The organism is Persicitalea sp. (assembly GCF_041751555.1).
GTDB lineage: Bacteria > Bacteroidota > Bacteroidia > Cytophagales > Spirosomataceae > Persicitalea.
The window spans coordinates 1-2295 of the sequence record NZ_JBGSXF010000612.1 but is presented as its reverse complement, the minus strand read 5'-3'; the positions used below and the strand labels follow the sequence as shown (position 1 = coordinate 2295).

The window sequence follows — 2295 nt, the reverse complement described above, 5'->3', positions numbered from 1 at the left end:
CTGCGTCCCTGGGGTTGTCGCTGGTTCGGATTCAGGCCGCCGAAGAAAACCGATTGCGCATCGGCGCCATGTCGATGATTCACAATCGAATATTTGACCATGACTCCCAAGTGGTGGAACTTTCACAGTACATTCCCGATGTCGTGTCGGGCATTCTGTACGCTTATGGTTGCCAACATATCACACCCGATTACCAACTGGACCACGTGAGGCTGGACACCAGTCGGACGGTTAGCCTGGGCCTGATCCTGACCGAACTTGTCACCAACGCCTGCAAGTATGCCTTTGCAGACCACCCCGACCCGACGCTGGCCGTTACCTGTCGGAGATCAGGCGGGTCGGTCGAGTTCATGGTGGCCGACAATGGGCCGGGATTCGACTTTTCTAGCGTTTCTGACCATTCGTTCGACCCTTCTGCGTCCCTGGGGTTGTCGCTGGTTCGGATTCAGGCCGAGCAGTTATATGGCCAGTTCGCGTTCAGCCACCAGGGCGGCACCACGTTTACGATGATCTTCAAAGACCAACCCGCATGAACCCGCTCAAAATCCTCGTCGTGGAAGACGAAATCCTCATCGCCAACGACATCAGGGCCGACTTGGAACGCGCCGGGCCCCGGGTCGTCGGCATCGCCCGCGACGCGGCGGAGGCCCTCAAACTGGTCAAGCAATACCCGCCCGAACTCGCCCTGATCGACATCAGTTTGGGAAAAAACCGGGATGGGGGCATCAAACTCGCACAAGACTTGCTGGCCCAGCACTGGATGCCATTCATCTACCTCACGGGCCGGGCCGATGCCGCCACGATCGAGAAAGCCGAAGCCACGTTGCCCGCCGCTTACTTGCTGAAACCTTACCGGGTGCAGGAATTGCTGGCGCAAGTCGCGCTGGCTCGCGCCAATTTTTTGCCTTCTGATTCGGCAGTGCCAGCCCATTCCGATGAACTACTTTTTATCCCGTTGAACAAAGGCCACGACCAAATCGTGATCCGGGACGTGCTCTATCTCGAAGCCAAAGGCTCCTGCGTGAACATATACCTGGCCAGTCAAAAAAAGCCCATCATGCTCGGCACCAACCTCGGTAGCCTGATCAAGTACTTCACCGCGCCCGGCTTCTACAAGCTGTCGCGTTCGCTTTTCATCAACCTCAACCACCTCAAGAGGATCGAACACAACGCCATTCATTTGGGCGACGAAAGGCTGCTCGTGAAAATTTCGGAAGCCAATCGGAAAGAGCTTCTGAAAAGAATTCAGGTAGTGAAGACGAAATGATGTTCAGAGTTTTTCGTTCAGCCGAGCGGCTTTTTTCGTTGCTACTACTCTCAACAATTTCAAGCCTTTTTGCCCGTTAGCGGTATATCTTTTTCACTCTCGTCTTTGTTTAATGACAAAGAGAAAAGATGCCCACCGCGCCACAGACCAATTAAACTTTTCAACAGCAGCGGCTGACCGCTTTCAACCCTTGAACCAACACCATGCAAAGACGTACCGCTCTCAAAAACGTAGCTGCTTCCGTGGGAGCCATGATGGCCCTGCCCGCCTGGGCCAGCGGCTGGAATTCCAAAGGATTAAAAAAGGCGGGCTTACTCACCACCGCCGAAGACGCCATGCTGGCCGAAGTCGTCGAGACCATTATCCCGGCCACCGACACGCCTGGAGCCAAGGCCCTCGAAGTACACCGCTTCGTGGAAAGAATGGTAGCTGACTGCTATGAGCCGGAGGTGCAGAAAGTACTCACCGAAGGCTTGGCCTCGCTCGACAAGTACAGCCAAAGTACCTTCAAAAAGCCATTCACGAAAGGTACTCCCGCGCAGCGCATCCACATTCTGGAAGGCTACGAACTCGGCGACGACCCGAAAGGAAAGCAGTTCTTCTCATTGGTCAAGAATCTCACGATCCAAGGCTACATGAATTCCGAGTACGTCATGACCAATCTGACGCACTACGAAATGATACCGGGTAGGTTTCATGGCTGTGTTCCTGTTGCAAAAGAAGAAGCCATAGCCAATCCAAATCCTCGTCCCAAAGCAGAACGTTAAAATATGCCATACTTCAACATAGATACCAAAAAAGCCCGTACCTACGACGCCATTGTCATCGGTTCGGGGATTAGTGGCGGTTGGGCCGCCAAAGAACTGACTGAAAAGGGTTTGAAAACACTCGTACTCGAGCGAGGTCGCGATGTGAAGCACAATGTGGACTACCCCACGACCAACAAACTACCCTGGGAGTTTCCGCACCGCGAGCGGATGCCGCTTGAGGCGGTGGAAGCCAACCCCGTTCAAAGCAAGTGCTACAAT

Annotated in this window: 4 protein-coding genes; all 4 read left to right on the top strand. The window is 54.2% G+C overall.

Features of this window, described 5'->3' with window-relative positions; genetic code table 11:
* The coding region (locus tag ACEW8P_RS21710; RefSeq protein WP_373515166.1) for a sensor histidine kinase at positions 1-533 on the top strand (533 nt) is incomplete at its 5' end.
* On the top strand, positions 530-1267 hold the full coding sequence (locus tag ACEW8P_RS21705; RefSeq protein ID WP_373515165.1) for a response regulator transcription factor: 738 nt from the start codon (positions 530-532) through the stop codon (positions 1265-1267). The genes ACEW8P_RS21710 and ACEW8P_RS21705, both read left to right, overlap by 4 nt.
* Positions 1268-1470: 203 nt before the next feature.
* Positions 1471-2034: a gluconate 2-dehydrogenase subunit 3 family protein gene (locus ACEW8P_RS21700; protein ID WP_373515164.1), complete on the top strand. Its 564-nt coding sequence runs from the start codon at positions 1471-1473 to the stop codon at positions 2032-2034.
* A gap of 3 nt (positions 2035-2037) precedes the next feature.
* Positions 2038-2295, top strand: a 258-nt coding sequence (locus ACEW8P_RS21695) for an NAD(P)-binding protein (RefSeq protein WP_373515163.1), incomplete at its 3' end; no start/stop codon positions are given.